Origin of the sequence: Pseudomonas sp. p21 (genome assembly GCF_001642705.1) — a bacterium.
In the GTDB taxonomy this organism is placed as follows: domain Bacteria; phylum Pseudomonadota; class Gammaproteobacteria; order Pseudomonadales; family Pseudomonadaceae; genus Aquipseudomonas.
Window position 1 is genome coordinate 808955 of sequence record NZ_LWBV01000001.1, and the last position, 14899, is coordinate 823853.

General features: G+C 62.4%; 14 protein-coding genes. 9 read left to right on the forward strand and 5 right to left on the reverse strand.

Annotation, left to right across the window (positions count from 1 at the left end):
- Positions 1-64 precede the first annotated feature (64 nt).
- The 6 genes from A4C63_RS03845 (at position 65) to A4C63_RS26220 (ending at position 4651) form a co-directional block, all read left to right on the forward strand.
- Positions 65-1186, forward strand: coding sequence for a glycoside hydrolase family 5 protein (locus A4C63_RS03845; RefSeq protein WP_082888267.1), 1122 nt, complete (start codon positions 65-67; stop codon positions 1184-1186).
- A 280-nt stretch (positions 1187-1466) separates the two neighbouring features.
- The gene (locus A4C63_RS03850) at positions 1467-1871 is read left to right on the forward strand and encodes a MarR family winged helix-turn-helix transcriptional regulator (RefSeq protein ID WP_063911562.1); all 405 of its coding nucleotides are present in this window, start codon (positions 1467-1469) and stop codon (positions 1869-1871) included.
- A 63-nt stretch (positions 1872-1934) separates the two neighbouring features.
- Positions 1935-3137 carry an MFS transporter gene (locus A4C63_RS03855; RefSeq protein ID WP_063911563.1) on the forward strand — a complete coding sequence of 401 codons (1203 nt, stop codon included), beginning with the start codon at positions 1935-1937 and terminating at the stop codon, positions 3135-3137.
- A complete protein-coding gene (locus A4C63_RS26685) occupies positions 3134-3256 on the forward strand; it encodes a hypothetical protein (protein ID WP_256202886.1) in 123 nt (40 codons plus the stop codon). Before A4C63_RS03855 ends, A4C63_RS26685 begins: the two co-directional genes overlap by 4 nt.
- A gap of 46 nt (positions 3257-3302) precedes the next feature.
- The gene (locus A4C63_RS03860; protein ID WP_063911564.1) at positions 3303-3854 is read left to right on the forward strand and encodes a glutathione peroxidase; all 552 of its coding nucleotides are present in this window, start codon (positions 3303-3305) and stop codon (positions 3852-3854) included.
- A gap of 626 nt (positions 3855-4480) precedes the next feature.
- A complete protein-coding gene (locus A4C63_RS26220; protein WP_156510841.1) occupies positions 4481-4651 on the forward strand; it encodes a hypothetical protein in 171 nt (56 codons plus the stop codon).
- Between the two features lie 22 nt (positions 4652-4673).
- Here the strand turns inward: A4C63_RS26220 and A4C63_RS03865 are convergent, their stop codons facing one another.
- Positions 4674-4934, reverse strand: a complete 261-nt coding sequence (locus tag A4C63_RS03865; RefSeq protein ID WP_063911565.1) for a DUF2798 domain-containing protein — start codon at positions 4932-4934, stop codon at positions 4674-4676.
- A gap of 115 nt (positions 4935-5049) precedes the next feature.
- Here A4C63_RS03865 and A4C63_RS03870 point away from each other — a divergent pair, with 115 nt between their 5' ends.
- On the forward strand, positions 5050-5979 hold the full coding sequence (locus A4C63_RS03870) for a LysR family transcriptional regulator (RefSeq protein ID WP_063911566.1): 930 nt from the start codon (positions 5050-5052) through the stop codon (positions 5977-5979).
- 42 nt (positions 5980-6021) lie between these two features.
- Here A4C63_RS03870 and A4C63_RS03875 read toward each other — a convergent pair whose 3' ends face one another.
- The 3 genes from A4C63_RS03875 to A4C63_RS03885 form a co-directional block, all read right to left on the reverse strand.
- Complete coding sequence (locus tag A4C63_RS03875; RefSeq protein WP_063911567.1) at positions 6022-7302, reverse strand: OmpP1/FadL family transporter; 1281 nt, start codon at positions 7300-7302, stop codon at positions 6022-6024.
- A 145-nt stretch (positions 7303-7447) separates the two neighbouring features.
- Entirely contained in the window at positions 7448-7930 is a 483-nt protein-coding gene (locus A4C63_RS03880) for a hypothetical protein (protein WP_025338041.1), read from the reverse strand.
- A gap of 249 nt (positions 7931-8179) precedes the next feature.
- Positions 8180-8404 carry a hypothetical protein gene (locus A4C63_RS03885; RefSeq protein ID WP_003257337.1) on the reverse strand — a complete coding sequence of 75 codons (225 nt, stop codon included), beginning with the start codon at positions 8402-8404 and terminating at the stop codon, positions 8180-8182.
- Between the two features lie 951 nt (positions 8405-9355).
- On the opposite strand from A4C63_RS03885, the gene A4C63_RS03890 reads away from it, so the two are divergent.
- Entirely contained in the window at positions 9356-9775 is a 420-nt protein-coding gene (locus A4C63_RS03890; RefSeq protein WP_063911568.1) for a tetratricopeptide repeat protein, read from the forward strand.
- A 292-nt stretch (positions 9776-10067) separates the two neighbouring features.
- Positions 10068-11441 (forward strand): DNA recombination protein RmuC, encoded by a 1374-nt coding sequence (rmuC, locus tag A4C63_RS03895; RefSeq protein WP_172827482.1) that lies wholly within the window; start codon positions 10068-10070, stop codon positions 11439-11441.
- Here rmuC and A4C63_RS03900 read toward each other — a convergent pair.
- Entirely contained in the window at positions 11413-14889 is a 3477-nt protein-coding gene (locus A4C63_RS03900) for a hybrid sensor histidine kinase/response regulator (protein WP_063911570.1), read from the reverse strand. The two genes, rmuC and A4C63_RS03900, sit on opposite strands and share 29 nt — an antisense overlap.
- Positions 14890-14899: the final 10 nt, after the last annotated feature.

A 14899-nucleotide genomic window follows, 5' to 3' on the forward strand; every position in this document is an offset into this window, starting at 1 on the left:
GCGTCATGTCATTCTCGCTGTGTTTTTGTTGGCCATGGGGCCTGCTGCCGTGGCAGCCGATCTCATGGCTTTCTGGAACACCCCCCGCCATGGCGGCAACAGCTTCAACCGGCTACCACCCGATCAAGCCTATTTCGACGCCTTGAGCGCCTATGGCGCGACCTGGGTACGGCTGTCCTACGACAAATGGCAGCCGGCAAAACAAGACTTCCTCCTCGGCGATGCCGATGCCTATCAAGGCCTGCCCGCCGCCGATCTGGCCGCGCTGCGCGCTACCCTCGACCGTGCCCATCAGGCTGGCCTCAAGGTGGTCATCGCACCGCTCTCGCTACCCGGCATGCGCTGGTCGCAAAACAACCAAGGCCAGTTCGACGACCGCCTCTGGCAAGACAAACGCTACTGGTTGCAGGCTGCGGCCTTCTGGCGGGATCTGGCGCGTGAGCTGAAAGGCCACCCGGCCATCGCCGCCTACAACCTGGTCAACGAGCCCGCACCGGAGAAGCAAGGTGGCCTGGCCGAGCATGCCGACCCTGGGCAAATGCAGCAGTGGTATGCGCGGCAGCAGGGCAGTGCGCGTGATCTGCCCGCCCTGTATCGGCAGTTGATCGCGGCCATTCGCGAGGAGGATGCGGACACGCCGGTCATGCTCGATGCCGGCTGGTTCGCCGCCGCCGACGCCTTCGGTTACTGGCCGGCACCTCTGGAAGACCAGCGGGTGCTGTACAGCGTGCACATGTACGAGCCCTATCTGGTGACCAGTGCACCGAACATGACGCGCAAGCAACCCATCGCCTATCCCGGCCCGGCACCGTTCGCGGGGCAAACGCAGCAGTGGGATGGCCAGCGTGTGGCGCAGTACCTGCGCCAACCGCTGGACTGGGCCGAGGCCATGAAGGTGCCCCGCTCGCGGCTGGTGGTGGGCGAGTTCGGTTGCATGCGCAGATTGCCAGGCTGTCGGCAATACCTGGAAGACGTGCTCAGCGTGCTGGATCGCCACCGGTTGCATTGGGCCTTCTACAGCTTCCGTGAAGATAACTGGGACGGCATGGACTACGAGCTGGGCTCGGCCAAGGTGCCGTGGCGCTATTGGCAGGCCATCGAGCAGGGCGCTCCAGACCCGCTGGCGCGCAAGGCTACGGTGGAGTTCGAGCCGATTCTCAGGCGCTTGGACCCGGGCAGAGGATAATGCCTGCAGCTAAGTCATTGGGGGCCGCTTTGCGGCCAATCGCCGGCAAGCCAGCTCCCACAGAACAACACATAAATCATTGATTTAGCAGGGCTCTGTGGGAGCGGGCGTGCCCGCGAAGCAGGCGACGTGGTGTATGGCACCGGCTTCGCCGGTGTTCGCGGGCACGCCCGCTCCCACAGAGTCCCGTCAACGCAATCTGACAGGCTTTAGGGCTGAGGGGCGTCGGCAATCATGAAATCTCTTGCAACACACATGACGCGGGTATATACACGTATCCATGCTGACCAGTGAATGCATCTGTACCCATCTGCGTCGTGCCGCCCGTGGGGTGAGCCGGCATTACGACGAAGCCCTTGTCGGCTTTGGGGTCAATGTCGCCCAGTTTTCCCTGTTGCGCCATCTGCAGCGGCTCGACCGCCCCAGTATCACCACCTTGGCAGAGGCCATGGGCCTGGAGCGCAGTACCCTGGGCCGCAACCTGCGGGTGCTGGAGGCTGAAGGGCTGGTGGCCTTGGCCGATGGCGACGACCAGCGCAACCGCGTGGTGTTGCTGACCGAGGCCGGTACGCAGCTGCTGCGCGCTGCCCATCCGGCCTGGGAACAGGCCCAGGCCGATCTGGTGGAACGGCTGGGGGCAGGGCAGCGGGATGAACTGGTGCGTTTGCTGGACCAACTGGCTTGAATTGATACGACTATAAGCGGGTATATACCCGTAAAACCTTGCGATGTGCTGGAGATAACGACAATGACTTCGGTGTGGCGAACCAGCGGGTGGGTATTGGTGGGGGCAGCGTTGATGCTGGCGCTATCCTTGGGTGTGCGGCACGGTTTTGGCCTGTTCCTGGCGCCAATGAGCGCCGACTTTGGCTGGGGGCGTGAGGTGTTCGCCTTCGCCATTGCCTTGCAGAACCTGATCTGGGGGCTGGCGCAACCGTTCGCTGGCGCCCTGGCCGACCGCCTGGGCGCGGCGCGAGTGGTGATCATTGGGGGTATTCTCTATGCGGCCGGCTTGGTGCTGATGGGCATGGCCGACTCGGCCTGGTCGTTGTCGCTGAGCGCCGGCTTGCTGATCGGCATCGGCCTGTCCGGTACGTCGTTCTCGGTCATCCTTGGCGTGGTCGGGCGCGCCGTACCGGCGGAGAAGCGCAGCATGGCCATGGGCATTGCCAGCGCTGCCGGTTCTTTCGGCCAGTTCGCCATGTTGCCGGGCACCCTCGGCCTGATCCAGTGGCTGGGCTGGTCCGCTGCGTTGCTGGTGCTGGGCCTGTTGGTGGCGCTGATCGTGCCTTTCGTCGGCCTGTTGCGCGATCGCCCGTTGCCCAGTCATGGCGCCGAACAGACCTTGGGCCAGGCCCTGCGCGAGGCGTGCTCGCACTCCGGCTTCTGGTTGCTGGCGCTGGGCTTCTTTGTTTGTGGCTTCCAGGTGGTGTTCATTGGCGTGCACCTGCCGGCCTACCTGGTCGACCAGCACCTGGCCGCGACCACCGGTACCACGGTGCTGGCGCTGGTGGGCCTGTTCAATATCGTCGGTACTTTCACCGCCGGCTGGCTGGGTGGGCGCATGTCCAAGCCGCGCCTGCTGACCGGGCTGTACCTGCTGCGGGCGGTAGTGATCGTGCTGTTCCTCTGGGCGCCGGTGACTGAATTCAGTGCTTATCTGTTCGGTATCGCCATGGGCCTGCTCTGGCTATCCACGGTGCCACTGACCAATGGCACCGTGGCTACGGTGTTCGGCGTGCGCAACTTGTCCATGCTTGGCGGTATCGTCTTCCTGTTCCACCAGCTGGGCGCCTTCCTGGGCGGCTGGTTGGGTGGGGTGGTATATGACCGCACCGGCAGCTACGACCTGGTCTGGCAGGTTTCCATTTTGCTCAGCCTGTTGGCCGCCGCCCTCAACTGGCCAGTGCGTGAACGCCCGGTCGCCCGCCTGCAGGCTCAGGCCGCATGAACCGCTACCTGGCTCGGGGGCTGTTGGCCGTGGGCGCCCTGTTGCTGCTGGCGCTGGTGTGGTGGGGCTGGCACAGGGGCGGGATGGCGCTGATGCAGCTGGGCATGAGTGTTTGTTAGGCGCTACCCTGCAAGTTCAAGGATTTTCTTGCGGGAGAAACGAGTCATGCGTGCACATTGGTTGACGGTGCCGGTGCTGGCCCTGCTTGCCAGCGCATCGAGCTGGGCTGCTGATTGCCCAGCGTTGTTGCAGGGCAGCCTGCCGGAGCTGCGTGGCAAGGGGCAGGTTGACCTGTGCGAGCGCTTTGCCGGCAAGCCGCTGGTGGTGGTGAACACGGCCAGCTATTGCGGTTTTGCGCCGCAGTTCGAGGGGTTGGAGGCGACGTACAAGGAATATCACGAACAAGGCCTGGAAATGCTTGGCGTGCCATCCAACGACTTCAAGCAGGAAGATGCGGACAGCGAGAAGACCGCCAAGGTCTGCTATGCCAACTATGGTGTCACCTTCACCATGACCAAGACGCAGGCGGTGCGGGGCACGGATGCGATACCGCTGTTCGCTGAACTGGCCAGCCAGAGCAGTGCGCCGAAGTGGAACTTCTACAAGTACGTGGTGGACCGCAAGGGCAAGGTGATCGGCAACTTCTCCAGCCTGACCAAGCCGGATGATCCTGCGTTCCGGGCTGCTATCGAAAAGGCTATTGCCTCGCAGCCATAACTGGCTGCTCTTGCTCTTGCTCTTGCTTCGGCTTTTGCTTCTAAGCGCGCGATAGTTCAGGCGCCGCCGATTGCGACTTCAGGAGGCCGAGCGAAGGGCTTGCGGAGGGAGGTGACGGGCATGGATGCCCGTCAAGCGCTGAGGCCCCATGGATGGGGCCTGCAGCGCGTACTCCCGGGAGCAAGTCCGTAGCGAGGGGACCCCGTAGCGCAGCGGAGGGGCCGGATGATAGGAGCCAGCGTTTTTTGGTTACTTTTTGTCGCGTTTGACAAAAAGTGACCCGCCGTAAGGGCGGAAAGGTGAATAAGCGCCACCTTCGAAAATGAATGTTGACCCTGTTGTTGATGCCCACGCTTGAACGCGAAGAGCGAAGAGCGAAGAGCGAAGAGCGGAAAAGTGCTGGTTTTGATCTCGCGCATAGTCCATTTACGATGGCGACGCTTACTCACCTTTTCGCCCTTACGGCGAGTCACTTTTTGTCAAACGCGACAAAAAGTAACCAAAAAACGCTGCGCTCCCATCATCCGGCCCCTGCGCTGCGCTCCGGGGTTCCCTCACTCCGGCCTTGCTCCCGGGAGGACCGCGCTGCAGGCCCCATCCTGGGGCCCAGCGCTTGACGGGCATCCATGCCCGTCACCTCCCTCCGCAAGGCCTGCGTTCGGCCTCCTGAAGTCGCGAAGATCAAGATCAAGATCAAGATCAAGATCAAGATCAAGATCAAGATCAAGATCAAGATCAAGATCAAGATCAAGATCAAGATCAAGATCAAGATCAAGATCAAAGTCAAAAGCAGGTAACGTGGCCGGGTTTCGGGCTATTTCACTTTGCATGCACCGTAATCGCCACCAACCGCACCACCACCGGCCTGACCATCAACACACAAACGAACGCCACAGGCATTGCCAACTGGTACGCCTTCAGCACGTTGCCGAGGTATTCGGGGTTGACCCCCGCATTCGCTGCAGTGATCACGAAACACATCAACAGTGCCATGATCGACGACATGTAGAAGGCAAAAACGTAGGGCGTGGCGCCCGGGTGCAATTTGCGTCGGCTGCGTGCCTGGGACAGGTTGCTCATGCGAACTCCTGAAAAGGTGAGTAGAGGCGCAGGTTAGCAACGCACCGGGCAGCACCTGTAGACCAGTCCTATTGAGTTCTTTATAAAGAGATTCTTACGAATCCAAGGGCTCAGCATGGACCTGCTCAACGCCATTCGCTGCTTCATCAAGGTGGTCGAAGCCGGCAGCATCGCCGCCGGTGCCCGCAACCTCGGCCTGAGCCCGGCCGCGGTCAGCCAGAACCTGGCACGCCTGGAGGGCCACTTGCAGGTTCGCCTGCTCAGCCGCACCACCCGCAGTATGGCGCTGACACCCGCCGGTACCCAGTACTACGAACGCGTCAGGCACATCGAGCGCGACCTGGTCCTGGCCGAACAGGCTGTCATCACCCCCGACAGCGAACCCCAGGGGCGGCTGTGCATTGCCTCGACGTCCGCCTTCGGTCGTCACGTCCTGGCACCCTTGATACCCGCATTCAGTGCCCGCTACCCCCTGCTTTCGATAGAGTTGGTAACGACTGATCGCCGGGTCAACCATGCGCGGGAAGATGTGGATGTGAGCCTGCGCATTGCCCCACAACTGGAAGACCAGTTGCTGGCCCGGCACATCGCCCGTATCCCGTTCATTTGCTGTGCCTCGCCCGGTTACCTGCAAGACGCCGGCATGCCGGCCACGCCCGAGGCCTTGCGTGACCACCGCTGCCTGGTGTTCCGCTACCCGGTGGATGGGCGCTTCCTGCGTTGGGGGTTCATGCGCGACGGGCTGCGGTTCGAGGCAGAGTTCGGCAGTGTCCTGATCAGCGACGACATCGATGCCCTGACCCAGATGGCACTGCACGATGGCGGCATCACCCGCTTGGCCGAGTTCATCGTGCGGCCATATCTGGCCGCTGGGGCGCTGGTACCGTTGTTCGAATACAGCGATAGCGGCCAGGCCTATGCCCAGACCGAACCGATGGATATCTACCTGTGCCTGGCCGACCGCTTCGCCATAACCACTAAAGTGCGTGTGTTCATGGACTACCTGCGCGAATGCCTGGGCGACAGCTGGCAGATGCAGGCATGAAAAAACCGCCACGAGGGCGGTTTTTCATGTAACGCGTACGAATCAGAAGCGGTAGGTAAGGGATGCACCGATACCGTGAGCACTGTTCTCATACTTGGCCTGATAGGTGCCTTTCAACGCCTGTTGTGTCGGCGAACCGGACACATTGTTGACCTTGGTATCCTCTTCCCACAGGTACGAGTAGGCAACATCGATGGTCATGTCATCGTTCGGGCTCCAACCGGCACCAAAGCTGACTGCCTTACGATCGCCGGTAGGAATGCGCGGCGAGCGATCGTGGTTGTTGGTCGGCGATTGGTCGACGGAGAAGCCTGCACGCAGGGTCCATTCCTTGTTCACCTTGTAGGCCGCACCAATGGCGTGTGCCCAGGTGTCATGCCAGTTCTGCTCTTCGGTGATGGTCTGCAGTGGGTAACCCGTTGGTGCTTCGTTCTTGACAACGATGCTCTCCAGGCGGCTCCAGCGTGTCCAGGTGCTACCGGCATAGAGCGTCCAGTGGTCATCCAGTTCATGGGTGACCGAGAAGTCCACCGACTCCGGCGTCTTGATTTTCAGGCTGGCGTCGAACTTGCCGTTCAGACCAAGCTGGGGAATCGGGTAGGAAACACGGGTATCGCCTTCAAGCTTGTAGTCGACCATCGAGTGATAGGTCAGACCCAGACGGGTGCGGTCTGTGGCTTGTACGAGAACGCCGATGTTGTAACCGATCGCCGTGTCGTCGCCCTTGATCTTGATTTCGCCATCAGGGCCGGTGGGGCCCAGCAGCGCCTTGCTGGCCAGGTTCGAGCCCAGCTCACCCTTGATGCGGTTGATGGTCGGGCCAAAACCGATCGACACCTTGTCATTGAAGGCGTAGCTGATGGTTGGCTGGAAGGTGACAACCTCGACCTTGCTCTTCTTGCCCCAGTAGCGGGCTGCGTCACCGCTACCGTAGTCGGTGATCAGGCCGTATGGCACGTAAACACCGAAACCAACGCTCCAATGATCATCGATCGGCTTGACGTAGTAACCCATGGGCACGCCCACGACCGGGACCATGTCGCCATCGGTTTCCCCCCCGAAATTGCTACCACGACCCGAAATATCAGACTTGGCAATGACGGCTGCGCCACCCACGGTGACCTGTTCGCGCTTCAGGCGCGACATGCCTGCAGGGTTGCCATACACCGTACTGGCATCTTCGGCAGAAGACGAACGTCCCGCAAAACCGGTTCCCATGCCGCTGATGCTTTGTTCGTTCAGCGCGAAGCCTGCGGCGAGCAGTTGGCTGGAAGCAAGTGCAACGGCAACGCCGAGGGAGGCTTTGAGCATTACTTTTTTCATTATTAGAACTCCTTGGGATCTCCGGGGCGAAAAGCTACCAACAATTTACGCGCCGCGCTATAGCCTCAATCGCAGGAGATAGAGCGGTTTTGTAGGACAATCCGACCAAAATTCCCTTTTTTCCGGGTACTTTGTAGGACACGTCTTAAGATGCCTGCGGCAATCTCTGGTCTATGCAGGTATGCCAGGCGTGGGTGAAGTCGCGCAGGCGACCTTGGGGGTTGAAAATCTGTCGCCAGATCCGTGCCAGCGCGAGAAGGTCGTCGGCGGCAGGCAGTGGCGTGGCCTGCTCTTCGACGAGCATCCAGGCAATGGCTGTGGAATAGCGCAGGTTGACGGTGAGTTCCAGATGCGGGCCGCCGAGGAAGGCGTGCTGGCTGGCCAGGCCGCGGACCAGGCTGGCCAGGTCGGGGTCACGGGCAAGGTAGTCGTCCCAGATTGCCTGGTGGCGGTGTTCGCCGATGCGGTACAGGCCATGCCCACGTCGGTCGTGCAAGGCCGACCCCAGGGCCGACTGGCTGGCGGCGATGCCCAGCAACAAGGCTTCGGCGCTGGCGCAGTGACGGTTCAGGTAGACCAAGGTGGGTCGTATCACATACTGACACAATTCATTCGCCGCGATACCCATGATGCCCTCGAGCAGGTAAGGGCCGGACGGGCGCTGGAGCTTGGCAGCTGGTGAGTGATCAGGCCCGCCGGAAGCGGTAAGCACCGCTCGAGTTGAAGTCTAGTGTGATAATCGTGGTGTAAAGGGCTGTTTTTAAATCGATTGCTGCCTGACGTACCGGGCTATATGCCTTAAGGCAATTACGCCTGGAACATTCAGGCAGGCTTGCGATGGGATGATTCAGCGCTTGAATACCGCAGTATTCGCCGCTCACGCGGTGAGCGACTGGCGGGTTCGGGCGATGACCGCCTGCAGCGGTTCACTGCGGCTGTACTGTTCAGGGTACAGGCGCTCGGTGTGGCAGGCGACGCCGTGTTCGTCTACCAGGGTGAAGCTGAAGCTACCCTTGCGAGGGGCAACGATAAGGCACTTCAACGGCGAGAAGGCCTGGGAGAGGGTGCCAATGGCAGCCTGAATCTGATGATGAGTTTGCATATTGTTGGAGGTTCCTGCTTTAAACACGGGGTTATGATCCGTGCATGATAGAAACGTTCCAGTGACGCCTTTATTAAGGGACGAACGAACCTGACTGGAACAGGGCAGCCAGAGGGAGCGCAATCAAAAGTGGGCGCATGGGCTGACTGGTAGGTACTTCAGAGGGCAGGCAGCACGCCGGGGCCAAGGTTCTAGGCCGTCGGTGTGGGATCCTGATCAATCTGTCACGTGATTCGTGCTTGAACAGCGCAGGGCTGGCGAGTGAATCATCGAAGAGGCCGGTCCTGGTTTCAGCAGCGCCACTCTTGGGAGGAGCGGATCTGCAAGGACACTTGAGGCCAGAATTGACTTTCAGCTTGGTACTAACGAGGGGCACCTTACCGAAAATACAGGCGCTTGGCAAGCCTTCCATGTTTGTTCAGGTGAGCCGAGCAGTATGGCGTGTATTTGCCCTGCTGGGAAGAGGGGGTAAAAGGCCCGCAACCGGCCTGATGTACCGATTTCGTGCACTCAAGTGAAGGTTTATGGTGCACTTGTTCACATTCGGAGCAGCGCTTGTAACGGCCCGGAAACACGCCGCGACAGCTTCGCCAATGCCTTGACTGGGCGGTTAAGTCAATGAAAAAAAACACTATTTTTAGCTGGTGAAAAAATCGTCAGTTTGACCGAAAGCCCCAATTTACGGGGGTTTGCGGGGTATGGGAGGGGGTTGTCCACCGAGTTATCCACAGGAACTGTGGATTGTCCCACGCGCTTGCTCTAGGACGGGCGTGCCAGCAATACAGCGAACTGTCCGACAATCGACATGCTCGGAGAGACCAGTTGGTCATCCACTTGAAAACGTCAAGAAAAGATCGTTGAAAATTTTTTCAATTCTCCGGAAATCGAAAGGCCAGGGCGCTGAAAAAAGGGTAGAGTGGCGCGCCTTTCGAGTTGCCAAACCTGTTGCTCATGAAGTTTCGCGGTAAACACCTCGCCAGCCCCGCTGCATCGACGCCTGCGCCTCCCCCCAAACGTTTCTCCCTCAAAGTGGCCTTGTGGCTGCTCGACAACCCGCGCTTGGGTGACAAGCCGCAGGTCAAGCACCTGGCCGGGCGCCTGTTGAAGCAGCCGGCGCGTCAGGGTGTGGTAGTGGCGCAAAGCCGCCTGGGGCAGATGTTGTGTCGTGATTGCGGCAATGCCCGTGACCGGCGTATTGGTCATGAACTGCTGCGTCAGGCCGCCCGCGCCGGTGATCGGCGGGCGCAACTGGAGTATGCACGGTTGTGCCAGCACAGCGAGCCTGAGCAGGCGCGGTACTGGCTGGAGCTGGCGGCGGGGCAAGGGTCGCAGGAGGCGCGGCGGCTTTTGAGGCAGTGGTTCCATGCCTGAGGTGGGTTGCCAGCACTGGCCTCTTCGCGGGTAAACCCGCTCCCACCGGAATAGCTATACCTCGGATACTGTGCAATCCCTGTGGGAGCGGGTTTACCCGCGAAGAGGCCGAAACAGGCAACACATCGCTCAGGCTGATAAGCTGCGCTGCATTCATCCAGGATCATTCGGGGTAAGCATGACAGTGGATCTGGCCAGCATTCTGCTGGGCTTGGTGGCAGGTGCATTGCCCTGCCTGGGTTGGGTCATGCAGGTGCAGCGCCGCCAGGGCGCGCGACAAGGCGAGCAGGCCTTGCTCGAAGAGCGCCTCAATGCTGCCCAGCTGGCTCAGGCCAGCCTGCAGGCGCAACTGGACGCCAGCCGCGACGAGGTCAGCGACCTCAGCGAAGCCAACACCGTCAAGCAGACCCAGCTGGCCGCCCAGGGCCGTGAGCTGGAACTGCTGCAGATCGACCGCGACAACGCCCGTGACGCTGCCCACGCCTGGAACCTCGAACGTGCCAACCGCGAAGCCGAACTGCGCCGCCTGGAGGCCCAGTCCGCGCGCCTGGAGGCCGAATTGCGCGAGCAGCAGGAAAACCACCAGCAGCGCCTGGAAGACCTGCAGGAAGCCCGCGACACGCTGCGCGCCCAGTTCGCCGACATGGCCACCAAGATCTTCGACGAGCGCGAGCAGCGCTTCGCCCAGACCAGCCAGCAGCATCTCGGCCAGTTGCTCGACCCGCTCAAGGAGCGCATCCAGGCCTTCGAAAAACGCGTGGAGGAAAGCTACCAGCAGGAAGCCCGCGAACGCTTCTCGCTGGGCAAGGAGCTGGAGCGCCTGCAGCAACTCAACCTGCGCCTGTCCGATGAAGCCACCAACCTGACCCAGGCCCTGAAAGGGCAGAAAACCCAGGGTAATTGGGGGGAACTGATCCTCGAACGGGTGTTGGAGCATGCCGGCCTGGAAAAGGGCCGCGAATACCAGACCCAGGTCAGCCTGAAGAGCGCCGACGGCGAGCGCTTCCAGCCCGATGTGCTGATCATGCTGCCCGGTGACAAGCAGGTGGTGGTGGATGCCAAGGTCAGCCTCACCGCCTACCAGCAGTTCGTCGCCGGCAACGACGAGGCTGCGCTCAAGCAGCATGTGCAGTCGCTGCGCAGCCACGTCAAAGGCCTGTCGAGCAAGGACTACAACCGCCTCGAAGGCCTGCACAGCCTGGATTTCGTGCTGCTGTTCGTGCCGATCGAGGCAGCTTTCTCGGCGGCCCTGCAAGCCGAGCCGAACCTGTTCCAGGAAGCCTTCGACCGGCAGATCGTGATCGTCAGCCCGACCACCTTGCTCGCTACCCTGCGGGTGATCGACAGCCTGTGGAAGCAGGAACGCCAGGGCCAGAACGCCCGCGAGATCGCTGAGCGTGCCGGCTGGCTGTACGACAAGTTCGTGCTGTTCATCCAGGACCTGGACGAACTGGGCAACCGCCTGCAGCAGGTGGACAAGGCCTATGCCGCCGCGCGCAACAAGCTGTGCGAAGGGCGCGGCAACCTGGTCAGCCGCAGTGAACAGCTGAAGCTGCTGGGCGCCCGCGCCAGCAAGAGCCTGCCGGCCGACCTGCTGGAGCGGGCGCTGTCCGACGAGGCGTTGCCGGACGAAGCGCTTACTGAACCAGGCTCAGATGGCGATTGAGCAGGGCGCGCAGGGCCGCCGGCTTGACCGGCTTGGCCAGGTAGTCCAGGCCCGAGGCATGCACCATGGCAATGGTTTCCTTGCTGCCGTCGGCGCTGATCACCACGCCCGGCACCGGTTCCCCCAGGCGCGCGCGTAGCCAGCCCATCAGCCCGGTGCCGGTCTCGCCGTCGTCCAGGTGGTAGTCCACCAGCGCCAGGTGCGGGCGCATGCCCTTGGCTAGCAGGGCCTCGCATTCAGCGCGGTTGCGCGCGGTCCACACCTGGCACCCCCAGCGGCTGAGCAGGCTGTTCATGCCGATCAGGATGCTGTCTTCGTTGTCCACGCACAGTACCTGCAGCCCGGCCAGTGGCTGGCCACCCTGTTCCACTGGGGCGCTGGGCACCGGCGCGGCCTGGCGGGCAATCGGTACGCTGACGCGGAACACCGTGCCCTTGCCCGGCCACGAGCGCACTTCCAGCTTGTGCCCAAGTACCCGGCACAGGCCATCAGCGATCGCCAGTCCCAGGCCCAGGCCCTTCTCGGCGCGGGTCTGGTGGCTGTCCAGGCGCTTGAACTCCTGGAAGATCACCTGCAGTTTGTCGTCGGCGATGCCCGGGCCGCGGTCCCACACCTCAAGCCACAACTGTTCACCCTGGCGCCGTGCGCCCAGCAGGATCGGGCTCTTGCCATAACGCAGGGCGTTGGTCAGGAAGTTCTGCAGTACCCGGCGCAGCAGCTTCATGTCGCTGTCCACCCGCAGGCGGCTGCCGCGCAGGCGGAATTCCAGGCCCTTCTCGGCGGCCAGCACCTTGAATTCGGCGCCCAGGGTGTCGAACAGTTCGTTGAGGGCGAAGGGCTTGGCATCCGGGGTGATCTTGCCGTTTTCCAGGCGCGAGATGTCCAGCAGGTCGCTGATCAGCTCTTCGGCCGAGCGCAGCGAGCTGTCCATGTGCTGTACCAGTTGCCGGGCTTCTTCATTCATGCCCTCGGCCTGCTGCGACAAGGCGGCGGAGAACAACCGGGCGGCGTTCAGCGGCTGCATCAGGTCGTGGCTGACCGCGGCCAGGAAGCGGGTCTTGGACTGGCTCACCGCTTCGGCACGGCTCTTGGCTTCGGACAACGCCTGGTTCAGTTGCGACAGCTCGTGGGTACGCTCCGCCACCCGTTGCTCGAGGCCTTCGTTGGCGTCGCGCAGGGCCTGCTCGGCCTCGCGGAACGGGGTGATGTCGGTGAAGCTCATGACGAAGCCACCGCCCGGCATCGGGTTACCAATCAGTTCGATCACCCGGCCATTGGGGAACAAGCGCTCGGAGGAGTGCGCACGGCCTTGGCGCATCCAGTGCAGGCGCCGCGCCACATGCACCTGCGCCTCGCCCGGGCCGCACAGGCCGCGCTCGGCGTTGTAGCGAATGATGTCGGCAATCGGCCGGCCCACGCTGATCAGCCCGTCGGGATAGTTGAACAGTTCCAGGTAGCGGCGGTTCCAGGCCACCAGGTGCAGGTTCTGGTCGACCACGCTGATACCCTGGTTGATGTTTTCGATGGCGCCTTGCAGCAGGGCGCGGTTGAACTGCAGCACCTCGCTGGCCTCGTCGGCGATACGCACCACGTCTTCCAGCTGCATGTCGCGGCCTTCGATGGCGGCCTTGACCACGGCGCGGGTCGATGAGGTGCCGAGTACACCGGCCAGCAGGCGTTCGGTATGTTCGATCCAGTCGCCATCGGCGTTCTGGTTGGGGTTGAAGCCCTTGCCCTGGCGGTAGGCGAAGCGGATGAAGCTCTGCCGGGCGCGCTCCTCGCCGACAAAGCGTGAGGCCAGGGTCAGCAGGTCGTCGATCTGCACCGCCAGCAGCGGCTTGCTGCTGGGCCTGGCGCTGGTCTGCTGGCCGATGAAGCGGCCGGCCTGCCAATGCTCGGAAACCCGTGTGCGCGACAGCACCGAGACCCAGGCGAACAGGGTGAAGTTGCCCGCCAGCGACAGCACCACGCCCTGGGTCAGCGGGCTGATCGGCAGGTTCAGCGGGTTGCCGTGCAGCCACGCCAACCCTGGGAACAGCTGCAGCGACCAGCCCACGCTGTGCGCGGCAATCGGCAGCACCAGTGTGTAGAACCACAGGAAAATACCTGCGGCCAGGCCGGCGAACACGCCACGGCGGTTGGCCTGCTTCCAGTACAGCGCACCGAGCATGGCCGGGGTCAGCTGGGTCACGGCGGCAAAGGCGATCTGGCCGATAGTCGCGAGGCTGGCGGTGGAGCCCAGCAGGCGGTAGCTGACATAGGCCAGCAGCAGGATCACTACGATGGTCACCCGGCGAACCGAGAGCATCCAGTGGCGGAATGCCTCGAACGGCCGCTCGGCGTTGGTACGGCGCAGCAACCAGGGCAGCAGCATGTCGTTGGAGACCATGGTCGACAGCGCCACGGCCTCGACGATGACCATGCCGGTTGCCGCCGAGGCGCCACCGATGAATGCCAGCAGGGCCAGGCTCGGGTGCGCCTCGGCCAGCGGCAGGCTGATGACGAACGAATCGGAGATCACCGTGCCCGGCAGCAACATCTGCCCGGCCAGGGCGATAGGCACCACGAACAACGCGGCCAGCGCCAGGTACATCGGGAACACCCAGCGCGCCAGGCGCATGTCCTGGGGTTCGATGTTTTCCACCACGGTGACGTGGAACTGCCGTGGCAGGCAAATGATCGCCATCATCGCCACGGCGGTCTGCACCACCATCGACGGCCAGTTGATGGTCTCCTGCCAATAGTCCTGCAGGTGGATCGACTGGCGGGCCTGGCTGAACAGGTCGTCGAAGCCGTCATACAGGTTGAAGACGACGAAGATGCCCACGGCGAGGAAGGCCAGCAGCTTGATCAGCGATTCGAAGGCAATTGCCAGGACCATGCCACGGTGGTGTTCGGTCACGTCCAGGCTGCGGGTACCGAAGACGATGGCGAACAGTGCCAGTACCAGCGATACCACCAGCGCGGTGTCCTGCACGCGGGTGCCTGTGGCGTCGGCATTGGCGCCGATCAGCAAGTTGACGCCGAGCACGATGCCCTTGAGCTGCAAGGCGATGTACGGCAGCACGCCGACCAGGCAGATCAGCGCCACGACTACCGCCAGGGATTGCGACTTGCCGTAGCGCGCGGCGATGAAGTCGGCGATCGAGGTGATGTTCTGTTGTTTGCTGATCAGCACCATCTTCTGCAACACCCAGGGCGCGAAGATCAGCAGCAGCACCGGGCCCAGGTAGATTGGCAGGAATGCCCAGAGCTGTTCGGCGGCCTGGCCGACCGCGCCGAAGAAGGTCCAGCTGGTGCAGTACACGGCCAGCGACAGGCTGTACACCCAGGCACGCAGCTTCGGCGGCAACGGCGTGCTGCGGCGGTCGCCGTAGAAGGCGATGGCGAACATGATGGCCATATAGGCCAGGGCGACCACGGCGATCAGCCCGCTGGACAACGACATGAAGACTCCG

Coding starts and splice junctions, on each gene's coding strand:
- A4C63_RS03845 (WP_082888267.1), top strand. CDS start 65: ATGGCTTTCTGGAACACCCCCCGCCATGGCGGCAACAGCTTCAACCGG.
- A4C63_RS03865 (WP_063911565.1), bottom strand. CDS start 4,934: ATGAGCAACCTGTCCCAGGCACGCAGCCGACGCAAATTGCACCCGGGC.
- A4C63_RS26685 (WP_256202886.1), top strand. CDS start 3,134: ATGAACCGCTACCTGGCTCGGGGGCTGTTGGCCGTGGGCGCCCTGTTG.
- A4C63_RS03850 (WP_063911562.1), top strand. CDS start 1,467: ATGCTGACCAGTGAATGCATCTGTACCCATCTGCGTCGTGCCGCCCGT.
- A4C63_RS03875 (WP_063911567.1), bottom strand. CDS start 7,302: ATGAAAAAAGTAATGCTCAAAGCCTCCCTCGGCGTTGCCGTTGCACTT.
- A4C63_RS26220 (WP_156510841.1), top strand. CDS start 4,481: ATGCCCGTCACCTCCCTCCGCAAGGCCTGCGTTCGGCCTCCTGAAGTC.
- A4C63_RS03900 (WP_063911570.1), bottom strand. CDS start 14,889: ATGTCGTTGTCCAGCGGGCTGATCGCCGTGGTCGCCCTGGCCTATATG.
- A4C63_RS03880 (WP_025338041.1), bottom strand. CDS start 7,930: ATGGGTATCGCGGCGAATGAATTGTGTCAGTATGTGATACGACCCACC.
- A4C63_RS03860 (WP_063911564.1), top strand. CDS start 3,303: ATGCGTGCACATTGGTTGACGGTGCCGGTGCTGGCCCTGCTTGCCAGC.
- A4C63_RS03890 (WP_063911568.1), top strand. CDS start 9,356: ATGAAGTTTCGCGGTAAACACCTCGCCAGCCCCGCTGCATCGACGCCT.
- A4C63_RS03870 (WP_063911566.1), top strand. CDS start 5,050: ATGGACCTGCTCAACGCCATTCGCTGCTTCATCAAGGTGGTCGAAGCC.
- A4C63_RS03885 (WP_003257337.1), bottom strand. CDS start 8,404: ATGCAAACTCATCATCAGATTCAGGCTGCCATTGGCACCCTCTCCCAG.
- A4C63_RS03855 (WP_063911563.1), top strand. CDS start 1,935: ATGACTTCGGTGTGGCGAACCAGCGGGTGGGTATTGGTGGGGGCAGCG.